This window comes from Leptospira bourretii (assembly GCF_004770145.1).
GTDB classification, from domain to species: Bacteria; Spirochaetota; Leptospiria; order Leptospirales; family Leptospiraceae; genus Leptospira_A; species Leptospira_A bourretii.
Map to the genome: position 1 here is coordinate 253,788 of NZ_RQFW01000012.1, position 14,200 is coordinate 267,987.

Sequence of the window (14,200 nt, forward strand, 5' to 3'; positions counted from 1 at the left end):
AGAATCGTTCTACTTTTTTAGTTTACGATTTGCTTTTGCGATCCATACTAGATACAAAATACAATTACACTTGAATCCATCAGGAGACCGATCATGGAACATAAACTCCCAGAACTTCCTTATGCAAAGGATGCACTTCTTCCGCACATTTCACCTGAAACTTTAGAGTTTCATTATGGAAAACACCACCAAACTTACGTTACAAACCTCAACAACCTCATCAAAGGAACTGAGTTTGAAAATGCAACACTTGAAGAGATCGTAAAAAAATCATCTGGTGGAATTTTTAATAACGCAGCGCAAATTTGGAACCACACTTTCTACTGGCATTCCCTTTCCCCTAAAGGTGGCGGAGCTCCTACAGGTGCTGTTGCTGATTTAATCACAAAATCCTTTGGATCTTTTGATGCGTTTAAAGAAAAGTTTTCTCAATCGGCCATTACTAACTTTGGATCAGGTTGGACTTGGCTTGTCAAAAAAGGTGACGGTGTTGAAATCGTGAACACAAGCAATGCGGGTAGCCCTTTGAAAGATGGACTCCAATCTTTGCTGACAATCGATGTTTGGGAACATGCTTACTATATTGATTTCCGCAATGCTCGTCCAAAATATGTAGAAGCATTCTGGAATTTAGTAAACTGGGACTTTGCAAACCAAAACTTAAAATAAGAACGGATTCAAATTCACACGTCGAAAGGCAGGTTCCGGAATCCGGACCTGCCTTTTTTATTTCTTTAAAAGATTCAAAATGAATCTTGGTACCTAATACAGAGTTTTTTATGAGCCAAACACTTCCGAAAATCAAGATCCCCAAAAAACCAAATTACACTTCTCTAACTTTGCCGGAAGGAATCGAGTTTTGGGAACTCTTTCGGGTCATTGAAGCAAAATACGAGAATTGTTTCCTACTCGAATCAGCAGGGGACAACCAATACGATTCTCGTTACTCAGTGATTGGATTCCAACCATCGCATCTCATTTTGGGAGAACCTGGAATTTTAGAAATCGATGGAAAAAAATACTCTGTTGAGAATCCTTATTTTGCATTAAGAGAACTTACAGATTATAATTCGCTAAGCATTAGTTATGCGGGTGGATTTGTCGGTTATCTTGGTTACCAAAGTATGCAATTTTTTGAACCAAAACTGAAACTTGAACCACATCCTGACTTCCCAGCGATGATTTTCGGATTGTATTTGGATGGACTCATTTATGATAAATTTACTGGAGAACTCATTTACTTTGATAATGGAACCAACCGCATCCAAGAAGTGAATTTAATCTTAGAACAGATAAAAAAAGACAAATCCCAAAAACCACAAGCAAAGGTTTCTTTACTTCAGGCTGGTTTATCTAAGGAAGTTCATAAGCAGATGGTGGAAGAGGCTTTAGAAGAAGTAAAGGCGGGAAACACATTTCAATGCCAAATTGGATTTGAAGAAATATATAATGTAGAAGGAAGCTCATTAGCGATTTATGAGACACTAAGGGAAATCAATCCATCTCCTCATATGTATTATGTAAAATTTGGATCTCGTGCCATTTTGGGTGCAAGCCCAGAATTACTCTTCCGTTTGAGACAAGGGGAAATGGAATCTTTTCCTTTGGCAGGAACCACCAAACGCGGAGTTGATGCTAAAGAAGACACTCTTCTTGCTCGTAAACTTTTAACCGACCCAAAAGAAATTGCAGAACACAATATGTTAATTGATCTTCATCGTAATGATGTGGGGCGAGTGGCTAAATTTGGAACCGTAAAGGTTCGCAGACGTTTTGATGTAAAAAGGTTTTCTCATGTGCAACATATCTCTAGTGAAGTGGTAGGAATTCTTTCTTCAAAAGAAGATATGTTTTCGGGATTAGCTTCTTCGTTTCCAGCCGGTACTCTTTCTGGTGCTCCGAAAATTGAATCGATGAAAATCATTGAACGAATTGAAAAATCACCTCGAGGTCCTTATGGCGGAGCTGTGGGAAGTTTTGGTTTGAATGGAGATTGTACCTTTGCCATTCCGATTCGAAGTTTTTTTGTAAATGGAAACAAAGGATTTGTTCGTGCTTCAGGAGGGATTGTTTTTGATTCCAAACCAGAAGACGAATACCAAGAAATCATCAATAAAATGGCTTCAGTTCGCAAAGCTTTAGATTTGCATAAAGCTCCTTAATTGGGTCGCGAACTAAAATGACAAAACGAAGTTGCCGGTATAACAGGGAAACGGAGAAACCAAAATGAAAGTGCTCATTCTAGATAATTATGATTCTTTTACATTCAATCTTTACCAAATCGTAGGCGAAATCCTCGAAGAGAGAGAAGAACTTTTTCAATTGGATGTCATCCGAAACGATGAAAAACCTTTCGAATGGATTAAGTCAGCTAACTATGATAAGATCATCATATCACCGGGTCCCGGCCATCCAGCAGACCCTGCCTATTTTGGAGTGAGTGCCGATATTCTAAAAGAGTTAGGAAAAACTACGCCAGTGCTTGGAATTTGTCTTGGAATGCAAGGAATGGCAACTGTGTTTGGTGGCGAAGTGGTTCGGGCCAATATAGCCATGCATGGAAAACTTTCACCCATTGAACATGATGGAAAGGGTGTTTTCTCTGGTTTAACGCAAGGAATAGAAATTATGCGTTATCATTCCTTGGTGGCAAAAGAAACTTCACTCCCTAAGGATTTAGAAATTACAGCTCGGGTTTCTGCCGGGGAAGGGAAGGGTGAAATCATGGGCCTTCGTCATAAATCCTTAAAAATTGAAGGGGTTCAGTTCCATCCAGAATCTTTTGGTTCGGAAGAAGGCAAAGACTTACTGAGAAATTTTATTAATTCTTAGTTTTGCCGTCTAATCAAAACTAGTGGATATTCAATTCAAAAAGTAGAATCTTTTTTTTTGATTCTACTTTAGATCCTTTAACATTGCTTCTTCCCAGGAAGCAAAAAAATCAAAATCGTTACTTGCCTTTTGGGAATCGTCTCCACCAAACAATGAAAATCGTTTTCGTTTGATTTCATTATAAGTAGTGATTGTATTGATTTGTCCCTTTCCAGTTTTTCTAAAGGTAACATGAATTTGTGATCCACCTCGGCCTTGGGTTCCTTGGATGAGTAAGGTGAAAAAATCATTAAAGTATTCATCCATATTTCCTGGGATGAAAAAATTTACAAAACCCTGGGGAATGACGTAGAAAAAATTTCCATTAATTTCTTTTTTCCCAATGCGTACAAAATGTCCGTCTAGTGTGTCCGTTTGTTTATCAAAAGTTGTTTTCAATTTGTATTCCAAATTTTGAATTTTGGCAGTGATTCCAAATGATCTGATTTCAATATCACCCAAAAAATGAATCTCTTTTGGAGATAAAAAATATTCTTTAGGTGGATTGATAGGAAAATGAAATTGGATGGTTTTCCCTTGGTTTGTAATTTTTAATTTATGGGTTGGATTGAATTTGTCCCAGATTTCAAGGTTTAATTTGGTTTTTTCCAATCGTGATCCTGTCCGTTTATAAAAACCAGGAAATTGCGCTTTGGTATCATCATTAATTGTAAATTCCAAAGTATGCCATTCTGCATTTTCTGTGATATGGCATTGCATAACATCACAAAGAAATTGAAGGTTTTGTGAGGTTGCTTTTAATGCTTGATAAGCGTTATGATCATCAATTGCCAAAGCAAAGTCGTGTAACCAAGTAAAAAAATCTCTGGGTTGATAACCGTTTAACTTATGGATGATTTTTCGTTCCACAGAATAAATTTCTTTTTCCTCCCAAAGTTTTGGAGTGTATATTACTTTGGCCAGATAATCATATTTAGGTGGTTCTGGTTCATTCCAATGAAGATTCCAGTTTTGTTGTTGATCCAGTGTTCCGTAGAGAGAAAGGAAAGGATATCCGTCGGCTGTTTTTTGGAGTTGTGATTCATTTTCTTCACTTAAACTACCAGCAAGGGCAGCAAAGTAGATTTCGTTTTTGGAAGTAGATTTTATGGAACGTTGTAAATGGTCATAACCTTTCCAAAATTGGTAGTGGTTTTCATTTTTTTGAAAACAATTTGCGACAGAGAAAAAAACGAAAGTCCAGATGAGATATTTTTTTATGTTATAGTTCTTTTTTGAGAATACCATATATTTCTTCGATGAGATCATTCTCCATATGTTCTTGATATGAGGAAGAAATCAATTTGCCTGATTTGTTATAAATTCTTAAATACGATTCGCCTTTTCTTAGACCATCGGTTAGATGTCCTTTTCGATCTAAAAGAATACTTTCGTATTGTTTTGTTTTTGATTCTTCTAAATAATCTTCTACAAGTTTGTTGGTTTCGCGAAAATCTAAATAGAGCAGGAACTGGACTTTGGAACTATCCTTCCAAAGTAAATTTTGCATTTTCCAATATAGTTTTCTGCCAAGTTTTCTACAAAGTTCAAGGTCGCGAAGGAAACAGCCCATTAAGACCACTGGTTTTCCTTTCACTGAGGTTTCAGAATACGATTGCCCATATTGATCCTTCATGTGAAATTGTGGCATGGGCTCTGCACTCCATTCTTCGTTTGACGCGAACAATAATGCCAATACAAAAAGAACCAACCGAGTCACGGTTTTTAATGTATTCATAAATTCATTAACGGCAAGTGCAAAAATTTCCATCGTTTTGATTCCGATTTTTTTTATCTTGGGATGTTCCAGTTTCACAAGTAAAATCAAATTGATTGATTCTTCCGCATCTTTGGCCTTTTTTGAAGTGGAGGAAGAGGAATGGAGGAATATTTTTCCCGAAGAAATTTCTAAACTGAAAATCAATACCAAAAATTTTGAGGCACTACCAACCGTTTTAAAGTCCATTCAATACAAACGTGGAGTCCTTGCGTATGAAGATTGGGAAACTCTGGTTCCTGATTCCCTTCTTCCTGAAATCCAAAAGTTTGCAGAGAGAGTTGTAACTAACCCGGAACCCAGGGTATATTTGTGTATTTTTAAACTTGATGATATTCTTTCTCCCAATGTAAAAATTTTAAAGACAAGTTTTTATGTTTTAGGAACAGAAGAGGGACTTGTTTTGTTATTTCACGAGATCAATACAAACATCAGTTTTCAAACACAGTATTCATTTGAGGATTGGGTGATTTTTCATCCTACAAAAATCAAACCAATCTATAGGCCAGAACTTTGGTTAAGAGACAAACAACATACTAGTATCTATAAAAATAGAAACTTATCCAAAAATGCCATCTATGGAAACGTTGTTGTGTTTAACGTGCCGGCCTTAATGCCGAATCCTCCTCTTTTTCGGTATCCAAAAGAAGAGGAGAATCCTCCTCCAACAGACCAGTGGAAATCAGTTCCCGAAAAACTCAAAACCTTAGAGGAAATGAGAAAGAACCGACTCATCACTGATGAAGAATATGAAAGGAAAAAAACAGAACTCTTAAAAGAATTTTAAATTCCGTCTCCATGAATGAACTCTTGGATGAAACGGTCATCTTCTGGCGCATCAGTGGATGATTTTTCTAGAAGTTGTTGTTTCTCATATAATTTGTTAATGAGCTGTTGTTGTGTTTCCACTTTTTCCAATAGAACAGAAAAAACTTTAGCGATTGGATCTGGCATTTGATTATGTTCTAACATTTGTTCTACACTGTCAGAGGCAACGTCGCCTGCTTTGACAACTTTTCCTGGAATTCCCACCACGGTACAACCTGCGGGAACATTTCGCATAACAACTGATCCAGCACCCACACGAACATGATCTTCGACTGTGATGTTTCCGAGAACTTTCGCACCGGCACCGATGACGACATTTTTCCCAATGGTAGGGTGCCGTTTGCCAGATTCTTTCCCTGTTCCTCCAAGTGTCACTCCTTGGAAAATCAAAGATCCACTTCCTACAATGGCAGTTTCTCCGATGACAACTCCGGAACCATGGTCGATAAAAACTCCTGGGGCAATTTTTGCGCCAGGATGGATGTCAATTCCGGTTAAAAATCGGCTAATGTAATTTACGAGTCTTGGAATGATGGGCAATCGGAGTATATAAAGCAAATGTGCAAATTTATGCAGCCAAAGGGCATGTAGACCTGGGTAACAGAGAACAATTTCCAAATAGGATTTTGCCGCAGGGTCAAATTTTTTGATGATTCTTATATTTTCGAACATTGATTAGTTGGTTTTAAAATTACTGATTAGACGAGTCAACTTTTCCGAAGGTTGGGAAAGATTTAATGAAGACGGGGATTGCGGGTGGGAACAGAAAATTCACTTGTTCAATAGATTCCTATGACCTGAATTGCGGAAGAAATTTTTCTTTTTTATAAATTCCGAAATTCTCAAAGAACTTTGCCAATTTGATTGGAAATGACACAGTTTTATCAAATGCTCATGGGATCGTTTGTCTCTGAATGAAGTTCAGTTCGATCGATAGCTACCAAATTTCTAATGGCAATTCTGTTTCTAATTGATTCTATAGTTAGGTTCTATAATCTTTCGAGTAGAAATAAATTTCTAGGTTGTTCCGATTTTGGAATCAAAAAAAACAATACACATTCTCCTATTTATCTTAACTTTTTTTACGTTAACATTCTCAGATATTTTTCTTAATCCTCAGGTTCCACAAACATTAGAGAATTATAAACTTATGTTTTTTGAAAACTGGCCATATTCTGCTTCCCTTTTGTTGATTCTACTGGCTCATGAAATGGGACATTATCTTCCAGCAAGATTTTATGGAGTAAACGCCACTTGGCCTTTTTTTATTCCATTGCCAGTTGGACCGATTGGTACTATGGGTGCCGTTATCCAAATCAAACAACAGATTCCGGACAAAAAGGTTTTATTTGATATTGGAATCGGTGGGCCTACGGCGAGTTTGGTTCTTTCGATGGTTGCTTGGTTAGTGGGCATTAGTCTTTCAAAGGTAATTGAAATTCCGCCTGATTTCGATCGTTCTGGTTTTTTATTTTTTGGAGATAGTTTGTTCACTTATTTTACAACACAATGGATTCTTGGACCCATCGATCTTTCGACAATGGATATACAAGCACATCCTCTTGCCAAAGCAGGTTGGGTAGGACTTCTCATCACAGCTGTAAATCTTTTGCCTTTTGGACAACTTGACGGAGGACATGTCATATACTCCATGTTTGGCGAAGGATATCGAAAATGGATTCATCGTTTATTTGTGTTATTTCTTATTTTTTCTTTAATCCATTTTACTTGGTTACTTTGGGGTTTTATTATATACTTCGTTGTTAAGGTGGAACATCCATTTATACGCGATTCTGTCTCAGGGATTGGAAAATTTCGATTCTATTTTGGAGTTACAATGTTAGTAGCATTCCTAATTATTTTTGTTCCGAAACCAATTATATTAGGATCAGAGTTTAACGATTCTTCATTACTCAACGATATTTTTCGTCTGATGACTCATTACATTGGATTGGAATTATGATTCGTATTTTATTTTTATTTTTAGCACTATCACTGAGTCTTTTTGCGCAAGAGAGCAAAGAATACAAACTTACAGACAAAGCATATGGTCTTGCTTGGGACGGAGTTAATTTTTGGTATATTGATACCAGTCGTCGCGCCATTATCAAAATCAATGAAATTGGCGAACAAGAGATTTTTAACTTAGGACTTGCAAACCTTCGTGGAATTAGTTTTGATTCTCGCGAGGGAAAACTCCTCGTTGTAGCTCCAAAACAAATTTTAAAATTGGATCCAAATTCCGGTGGTATCACTGACAAAATCCAAATTCCTCTTTCAAACGTGGCAGGGATTGCAAGCGTAGGAAACTATTATTATATTTTAGATTTGGATTCTGGAAAGGTTCAAATTTATGACCAGTCTTCTTCGCTTTTAATTGGCGGTTTTTTTACAGATCGGACTAGACCACGTGACATTTGTTATGGGAGAGATTCTTTGTGGATCTCTGATTCTGCTGACAATAGTATCTATCGATACGATACCAAATCCGGTAAAATCACTGGATCCATTAAAACAAATCTTCGTTCATTGCGTGGGGTTTTACTCAGTGGCTCTAAACTTTGGGTGGTCGATCGTGAAAATAAAGAAATTAAAAACATTCCCTTCATTGAAACAGAACGATTCATTGCCTCTGGTGAAGAAGAATATAACTTAGAAGTATCATTAAAATTCAAATTGGATTCTGTTTCATTGTCAAAGGCACAGATTGCAATCCTCCATCCACCTTCAAATGAACAACAAAGAATTCGTGGTGTAAAATTTACAGATGCAACTTACCAACCATCGTTCATCCAACGAAATCGAGTCCATCTGAAAAAACTATCCATTGAGGATTTACCGGGAGAACAAATCGTAAAGTATAAGTTTTCTTCAAAAAACCAATTTATCAAATATTATGTTACTGATGAATATTTAGATAAAGAGGCTGCATATCCTGGGGATGTTACTGCCTTTTATGAAAAAACGAAAGAAGAGTTAAAACTTTTACCCCGAGACTATTTAGATGCAATTTACCAGGCACGACAAACAAGTATTAGTATTAATGATTTTAAAGATAAAATGAAAGAATTAGGAGTCCCAATCCAACCATTTCGAATGATTCGTTTCGAAAAAGGAAAACCAAAATCAATTCAAGATTCTCTTTCTATTTTTCTTTTGAGTTACGGTTGGATACCAATAGCTGATTTGGGACTGGGAAGTAATACCGACAAACGGTACTTTGAAAAAAAAGAAACAGATTTAATTTTATTTCAAAGTTTGAATTCCAAATCGTCCATTTCTCCAGTATACTTTCGAAAGGATGTCAATTCTGAATGGGAAAATTTGCCTGCAGAAATTACTTATAAAATTAAGTAAACTTTCGGTATTCTTTTTAATCGTTTGTTCACCACTGAGTCAAAAAGTTGATTCAGTGTTTGTTGATAAAACAATAGAAAGGGAAACAAAATTTCGAGATTTAGTTGAGTCTACGTGGGTGCAATTTCCTAAATTGGGGTTGTATTGTGAAAAGGAAATTTCCTATCACAAAGTCTTTTGTAAGATCCAAACTATTTTAAGTTTCCGAAAACTTTCCGAATATTTGGATATCCCAATTTTTGAATCTGGTCCACATACAAAATACTATCTAGAATTAAACTCGAGTAATTCCTTCGGACATTATCATCCAGAATTTCCAATAAAACTTAGAGAATTTCTACTTCCTGCAAAAACAAACAAAACTTTGTATACAATCACTTTGCCCATTTATGAAAGTTCGATTCGAAGCACTGCTCGAGAGTTTTTTATTGTTTATCAGAAATTAGATTCTAATCCTAAGTTTTTTAGAAAAGAAGCAGATCGTTATCTGATGTTAGTGGAAGAGGATCGATTGGATCCTTATTATTTGGATCGGTTTATTTTATTTTTGTATCCTGCCTTTACAGACAATGAGGATCCAGAAGAATCATCTAGATTTGTTTATAGAAAAGGTGATGAATCAATTGATGCCCAAATCGTGAAGGAACTCGTTGGGTTTTGGCTTCGTAGAAAAGCAGATGGCACAGATACCGATTTTATTTTAGGATTAGTTGAATTACTGAAATTGTACGATTCGGAATTTTATTTAAACCGAACCGCACAGTCTTCCAATTAACTTTGGTTATCCTAAAATATCTTTTACTGCATCAATCACATCTTTTTCATCAGACTTTGTCATTCCGGCAAATAGTGGTAGTGAAACCGATTTATCATACATCTGACAAGCATTTGGATATTCTTTGCGATTGTATTGGAAAGTTTTTTTATAATAAGGATGTTCGAAGATGGGAATGAAGTGAAGGCTTGTCCCAATATTTCTTTCTTTTAACTCTTCTACTAATGTATCGCGCCCTACTTTTGCAATTTTTGGATCTACTTCAATGCGGTAGAGATGCCAACTATGAATTCCATTTGAATCTTCTTTAGGAAGTTTGATTCCTTTTAATGAAATAAATTCTTCATTATAATGTTTTGCAATTTCCGTTCGACGTTCCCAAAATCCATGTGATTCCTTTAGCTGTACGACTCCGAGAGCTGCAGCGATATCGGTCATATTATATTTATAACCAGCATCCACCACTTCATAATACCAACCTGGTCTGTTAAACGCATCACGGTTAATTCCATGAAGTCTCATCTTTCGGATTCGTTCTGCCGCTTCCTTATGAGAAGTAGTGACCATCCCCCCTTCTCCAGTTGTGATTCCTTTTGTGGCATAAAAACTAAAAACGGTAAAATCTCCCCAAGTTCCAATCATTTTATCTTTGTGAACTGCTGGGAAGGCATGGGCTGCATCTTCAATTACGTATAAATTGTATTCCTTTGCGATAGAAATCAGGCTTTCCATATCACAGGTATATCCTGCTAAGTGAACCGGCATAATTGCCTTGATACGTTTTCCTGTTTTTTTGCTTTTGAGTTCTTTTCCGTTCCATTTGCATTTGGATTCAATGGTTTCTCGTAACCTGTTTGGAGTCATGAGATTGTGAATGGGATCAACGTCAGTTAGGATGGGTTCTGCTCCGAAATAACAAATGACCTCGGCTGTAGCCGTAAAGGTGATAGAACTTGTGATGGCAGCGTCTTCTGAAGTCAGACCGATGGCTTCTAAGGCTAAATGTAAGCCAGCCGTGGCAGAGTTGACAGCGATGGTTTCTTTGCTACCAACAAAGTCGCCAAACTCCATCTCGAATTGTTTGACTTTGGGACCTGAAGTGACCCAGCCCGATCTAAGCACTTGGGCGACTTCTTCAATCGCATCTTCGGAAATCGAAGGCAGAGCAAACGGTAGGAAGGTTTTGCGAGATGTGAGCATATTCATTTATACGACATAATTCGGAAAAAATTTCCAGTCTTTTCCGCCCCCAAACTTCCTATCGACGGGATTTTTGAAAGCTAAATAGGGATTTTCACCCAAGCTCTAAAAATCTACTTGTAGACACCTAGGAAACTTCGCATTCTTTCCTGGAACATGGAAGTTCCTTTTTCTGAGATTTTAAATCGTATTGCCGTCATTGACCGTGACATTGCAGAACTCAATCGTTTGAAGAGTCGTCTGCCAGCTGACAGACCGTACTCGCCTACCATCCAGCTTACATTCGATAAACAAATTAATACTTTGTTAAACGAGCGAGTTTCTTTAATGGAACTCCCGATTTTACATCCACCTCTTTGGTTACTTTCCAAAGAAGGATTGGAACCCGCTGATGAAACATCCATTTTAAAAGAGCGAAAGTCTTTACTTGCTGGAGATTTATCAGTTGCTCATCCGAATGAACAAGATGTCATCAACTTCATTCGAGAAATTCCAAAAACAGAAGTTCATCTACATCTGGAAGCTTGCGTGAATAAAGAAACTTTAAAGTTCCTTTATAAAAAGAACGGCATTGAAGTTACAGATCAAGAATTTGAAGATAAATACAACTTCAAAGATTTGAATGGTTTTATACAGGTATTTTTCTTTGTGCAAGGTTCAGTAAAAGAAGCTTCAGACCTTGGGTATTTTATCGATAGTTTAGCTGATTATTTACGTTCCAATAATATAGTTTATTGTGAGGCGTTTTTTGCTCCTTCTAAGTTCATTCAAAATGGATTAGATTTTGATGAGATGGTTGAAGTGATGGTAAATCGTATTCGCCAAATTGAAGTCAAAGATGGAATCACCATTCGTTTGTTAGTTGACGTTTCTCGTTCCTTTGGTCCAGAAAATGCGATGAACAATCTCAAACGTGTTTTGGGATTAAAACATAAAGAAGTCATTGGAATTGGACTTGGTGGAGCTGAACTTATGGGTCCCGCTAAGGATTATTCTGAAGTATTCAAAGTAGCACGCGAATCTGGATTACGATGTGTGGCCCACTCTGGAGAAGATGATGGTCCTTGGGCGATTTGGGATGCCGTAAATCTTTGTAAGGCGGAAAGAATAGGTCACGGGACTTCTGCCATCCAAGATCCTGAACTTGTTCGTTACATGAAGGAAAATCGTATTCCAATTGAGATATGTGTTACCTCTAACGTCTTTACTGGAAAATACGTTCGTAAGGAACAAAACCATCCAGTTCGATATTATTATGACCAAGGTTTGATGTTGTGTATCAATACAGATGATCCAGATATCTTTAATGTTAATCTTACTTATGAATTTTTTAAACTCTATCGTTTCTTAGATTTTTCAATCGATGAGATTATTGATTTGGTGCGACAAGGTGTGCTTTGTACCTTCCATCCAGAAAAAGAATCTTTGTGGAAATCTATGGAAGAGAAGATAGAACAGATTAAATTGAAATATAATTTAGTTTCAGATAAACAAGTAACAGCTGTTTAGTTTGAGTTCCAGATAGTTCCGTTCATTTTAGAGTTATAGGTTTATTGAAAATTCAATTGTTATTGAATTCAGCCGGTATATCATTTGAGGTTTTTTTAATATATCCTTCATTTGTGAGTTTTTGGTTTTTAAATCTTTTGAAATTGAATTTGTTAACAATAATTTTAATTAGCGAATTAAGTGTAAGTTATACTCTCGAGAAATGAGATAATTGAAGGCATATTCAACAGACTCAGGAATAAAAATTTCAGACTGAAATCCTAATTTGGGATACAGAATGATTCTTTGTAAATCACCTACGATTTCGTTTATAATCATATAAAGATTCATATATTGATGAGGTGCATCTAATAAAGAGTATTCTGGTGCAGAGATGATGAACCTATTTTCTGGCCATTGTTTGTCCAAAGCCAACTTTACTCTTAAGGTCATAGAAGGCTTTTGAATTGCTATTAGCGAGCTCACTGTAATATTCATTTTCTTTAACAAAGATTTTGTAAAATGAATATTTTCACCTGTGTTGGTAGATTCATTTTCGACGATGATATCTTTTATAGGAATACCTTCCTTCTTAGCAAACTGAGCAAAAGAATCAGCTTCTGAATCAGAGAATACGTTTTTAGTAAAAAAATTGAGTCCCCCCGAAAATAGAATATGATTGGCATAACCATTTTTGTAGAGGTCGCAAGCGTACTTAGCAATTCTTATGTCATGGCTACATAAGACAAAAATTAAATCTGCTTTATTAAGATCATCTTTTTGAACTAAAAAATCCCAAATGATGGAAGCAGATTCTAAATCTTTATCCGATATTTCTCGATGAGAAAGTAAAAACAAATTCTAATTATTTTACAGCTTCTTTCAACGTCGCAATGTCAATTTTTCTCATTTTTAACATGGCTTGCGTGGCACGTTCTGCTTTGATTGGATCTTTATGCGAAATTAGTTCTAAAAGAATTTTTGGGGTCACTTGCCAGTACATACCAAATTGGTCTTGAAGCCAACCGCACATACTTTCTTTTCCCCCATTCGCTAAAAGAGCATTCCAATAATAATCAACTTCTTTTTGAGTTTCTACACTGATCATAAAGGAAACTCCCCAAGTGAATTTGAACTCAGGTCCACCATTATAAGCAGTAAACTTTTGTCCGTTTAAAATGAACTCCCCTTGCATTGGGTTTGCTGTTATGATTTTTGACTTTTTAAAAACCGATGCATAGAACTTTGCCACTTCTTCAATATTTGCATTAAACATTAGAAAGGGAGTGATGCTATGAGTTGGATTGGCTCGGTAATCTAACTTTTTCAAATTAGATTTTGCCTTTGTTTTGCTCGTTTTTTTCTTCTTTGGTGCTGCCATGGTATTCCTTCCTTAATTTTTTTCCTCTAATTCATCTAAACGTATGATTATATTTTTAATCGGTGAAATGTATGCCTTCACATCATAACATACGAGACTGGCAATGAAAATACCAAAATTAGGATCATTTAACCATCTTGTGGTGAATTGGTCACATGGATAAAATTCAATATCTTTTGCACATCTGTCAATATCTTCAGTTTTGTAATGAGAATAGTGATTAAAAACTTCGAAACGAGTAATTAAATGTATAAACAAAAAAAGAGAGTTGTTTGTTTCTTTAGAAAGAGACCTCCGGAGAGGATCAGGATTCGTATCGCTTTCGTTATATGAATAGTTTACCAAACTACAACTGTGCAATTTAGAAAAAACTTTGCTGGAAATTCTTTGGTTTGCTTCCAATCCATTGATGAAATCTGGCCCAATTGACAGATAGTTACAGTGAATGAAAAAGACAAAGGGAAATAAAGAATTGAAGTTACCTGTAAAATCTATATTCTTTTTGAACAGGTTTACCATTTTT

At 36.2% G+C, this 14,200-nt stretch carries 15 protein-coding genes; 8 read left to right on the top strand and 7 right to left on the bottom strand.

Annotation, left to right across the window (positions count from 1 at the left end):
* Positions 1-93: 93 nt before the first annotated feature.
* The 3 genes from EHQ47_RS08610 (at position 94) to EHQ47_RS08620 (ending at position 2,832) form a co-directional block, all read left to right on the top strand.
* Positions 94-669: a superoxide dismutase gene (locus tag EHQ47_RS08610; protein ID WP_100721201.1), complete on the top strand. Its 576-nt coding sequence runs from the start codon at positions 94-96 to the stop codon at positions 667-669.
* A 110-nt stretch (positions 670-779) separates the two neighbouring features.
* Positions 780-2,162 (top strand): anthranilate synthase component I family protein, encoded by a 1,383-nt coding sequence (locus EHQ47_RS08615; protein ID WP_135748284.1) that lies wholly within the window; start codon positions 780-782, stop codon positions 2,160-2,162.
* 64 nt (positions 2,163-2,226) lie between these two features.
* On the top strand, positions 2,227-2,832 hold the full coding sequence (locus EHQ47_RS08620; protein WP_135776975.1) for an anthranilate synthase component II: 606 nt from the start codon (positions 2,227-2,229) through the stop codon (positions 2,830-2,832).
* Positions 2,833-2,895: 63 nt separating this feature from the next.
* Here EHQ47_RS08620 and EHQ47_RS08625 read toward each other — a convergent pair whose 3' ends face one another.
* Together EHQ47_RS08625 and EHQ47_RS08630 are read right to left on the bottom strand one after the other, a co-directional pair.
* Entirely contained in the window at positions 2,896-4,119 is a 1,224-nt protein-coding gene (locus EHQ47_RS08625; RefSeq protein ID WP_135776976.1) for an LIC10025 family lipoprotein, read from the bottom strand.
* A complete protein-coding gene (locus EHQ47_RS08630) occupies positions 4,094-4,522 on the bottom strand; it encodes a hypothetical protein (RefSeq protein ID WP_135748281.1) in 429 nt (142 codons plus the stop codon). The genes EHQ47_RS08625 and EHQ47_RS08630 overlap by 26 nt, the downstream gene beginning before the upstream one ends.
* Here EHQ47_RS08630 and EHQ47_RS08635 point away from each other — a divergent pair.
* Positions 4,521-5,435 (top strand): SHOCT domain-containing protein, encoded by a 915-nt coding sequence (locus EHQ47_RS08635; RefSeq protein WP_244290271.1) that lies wholly within the window; start codon positions 4,521-4,523, stop codon positions 5,433-5,435. The two genes, EHQ47_RS08630 and EHQ47_RS08635, sit on opposite strands and share 2 nt — an antisense overlap.
* On the opposite strand, the gene cysE is transcribed toward EHQ47_RS08635, so the two are convergent.
* Positions 5,432-6,148, bottom strand: a complete 717-nt coding sequence (cysE, locus tag EHQ47_RS08640; protein ID WP_135748280.1) for a serine O-acetyltransferase — start codon at positions 6,146-6,148, stop codon at positions 5,432-5,434. The genes EHQ47_RS08635 and cysE overlap by 4 nt on opposite strands.
* A 361-nt stretch (positions 6,149-6,509) precedes the next feature.
* On the opposite strand from cysE, the gene EHQ47_RS08645 reads away from it, so the two are divergent.
* The 3 genes from EHQ47_RS08645 to EHQ47_RS08655 are packed head-to-tail and all read left to right on the top strand — an operon-like array spanning position 6,510 to position 9,608.
* On the top strand, positions 6,510-7,439 hold the full coding sequence (locus EHQ47_RS08645; RefSeq protein ID WP_208727413.1) for a site-2 protease family protein: 930 nt from the start codon (positions 6,510-6,512) through the stop codon (positions 7,437-7,439).
* Positions 7,436-8,833, top strand: a complete 1,398-nt coding sequence (locus EHQ47_RS08650) for an NHL repeat-containing protein (protein ID WP_135748278.1) — start codon at positions 7,436-7,438, stop codon at positions 8,831-8,833. Before EHQ47_RS08645 ends, EHQ47_RS08650 begins: the two co-directional genes overlap by 4 nt.
* Before the next feature lie 55 nt (positions 8,834-8,888).
* Positions 8,889-9,608: a hypothetical protein gene (locus EHQ47_RS08655; RefSeq protein ID WP_135748277.1), complete on the top strand. Its 720-nt coding sequence runs from the start codon at positions 8,889-8,891 to the stop codon at positions 9,606-9,608.
* Positions 9,609-9,614: 6 nt separating this feature from the next.
* Here EHQ47_RS08655 and EHQ47_RS08660 read toward each other — a convergent pair whose 3' ends face one another.
* Positions 9,615-10,808 (bottom strand): DegT/DnrJ/EryC1/StrS family aminotransferase, encoded by a 1,194-nt coding sequence (locus EHQ47_RS08660; protein WP_135777078.1) that lies wholly within the window; start codon positions 10,806-10,808, stop codon positions 9,615-9,617.
* A gap of 156 nt (positions 10,809-10,964) precedes the next feature.
* Here EHQ47_RS08660 and add point away from each other — a divergent pair, with 156 nt between their 5' ends.
* Positions 10,965-12,317 (top strand): adenosine deaminase, encoded by a 1,353-nt coding sequence (add, locus tag EHQ47_RS08665; RefSeq protein WP_135749945.1) that lies wholly within the window; start codon positions 10,965-10,967, stop codon positions 12,315-12,317.
* A gap of 168 nt (positions 12,318-12,485) precedes the next feature.
* On the opposite strand, the gene EHQ47_RS08670 is transcribed toward add, so the two are convergent.
* From EHQ47_RS08670 to EHQ47_RS08680, 3 genes are read right to left on the bottom strand one after another with little or no spacing between them, the layout of a single operon-like run.
* Positions 12,486-13,154, bottom strand: coding sequence for a YdcF family protein (locus EHQ47_RS08670; protein ID WP_135776978.1), 669 nt, complete (start codon positions 13,152-13,154; stop codon positions 12,486-12,488).
* A gap of 7 nt (positions 13,155-13,161) precedes the next feature.
* Entirely contained in the window at positions 13,162-13,677 is a 516-nt protein-coding gene (locus tag EHQ47_RS08675; RefSeq protein ID WP_135748274.1) for a VOC family protein, read from the bottom strand.
* Between the two features lie 12 nt (positions 13,678-13,689).
* Positions 13,690-14,196, bottom strand: a complete 507-nt coding sequence (locus tag EHQ47_RS08680; protein WP_135748275.1) for a hypothetical protein — start codon at positions 14,194-14,196, stop codon at positions 13,690-13,692.
* Positions 14,197-14,200 lie beyond the last annotated feature (4 nt).